General features: G+C 84.6%; 1 pseudogene. It reads left to right on the top strand.

The window, feature by feature from the left end:
* Positions 1 to 970: pseudogene (locus tag AAHZ94_RS34560) on the top strand (hypothetical protein); the annotation flags it as partial.

Genomic DNA, 970 nt, shown 5'->3' with positions numbered 1-970 from the left:
GGGCGGGGGCGGCGGGGGGCGCGGGGGCGGGGGCGGCCCCGCCCCCGGGGGGGGGGGGGGGGGGGCCGGGTGCCCGCGGCGCGACGGGCGGCGACCCGGCCGGCTCGCGACCGGGCGGCGCCGCCGCAGGTACGGGCCAGGGCCGCCCGCAGGCCGCGGGCCAGGCGCCCACCGGAGGCACCGCATCGGGTGCCGGTTCCGGTGCGGTCGGCGGCGGTGACGCCACGGGCAAGGGCGAGCCGGAGCGCAAGCCGGGCGAGCGGACCAGCGACTGGTTCGCGCCCAGGAAGGCGAAGGGCCCGCAGCCCCCGGCGGCCCCGGCGGCGCAGCAGCCGTCCGCCCCCGCGCCCGGCCCCTCGCCCGAGACCACCCAGGAGACCACCCAGCCGTTCCCCGCCTTCGGCGCGGACGGCCTGCCGGGCGACGGCCCCGCGGACGACGGTTACGTGGCCCGCTCGGAGCGGCCGGGACCGCTGGACCACCCGGGCCAGGGCGGCTACCAGGGCGCGCCCGGCTACGGCGAGCACGACAGCTTCGGCGGCCCCGGCGGGGCCACGGGCGCCGCCGGCGGCCAGCCGTACTACCCGGACTACGCCGACGGCCCGTACGGCGCGGGCCCCGGCGGGGCGCCCGGCAGCGGCCAGCCCGATCCGCTGACCGACCCGTTGCCCGACCCGCTGACCGATCCCCTGCCTGACCCGCTGACCGATCCGCTGGGCGGCTTCCCCGGCTCCGACCTCGGGCAGGGCCCCGGCGGCGGGCCGGAAGGGCCCGGCGCGGGCTACCCGCCGCCCGGCCCGCCGGCGCCCGGCGGATTCCCGTACGAGGACCAGGCGCAGCGCACCGAGACGCCGGCCGACGGCTTCGCCAGCCCCTGGGCCGGCGGCCCGCCCGGCCCCGCGGGGGCCGGGGCGTGGCCCCCCGGGCCGCGGAGGCGCCCGCCCCGGCCCCCCCCGGGCCGGCGGGGGGG

The sequence above is a fragment of the Streptomyces sp. HSW2009 genome (assembly GCF_040240285.1).
In the GTDB taxonomy this organism is placed as follows: Bacteria; Actinomycetota; Actinomycetes; order Streptomycetales; family Streptomycetaceae; genus Streptomyces.
This window is presented reverse-complemented; position numbering and strand designations above follow the sequence as displayed.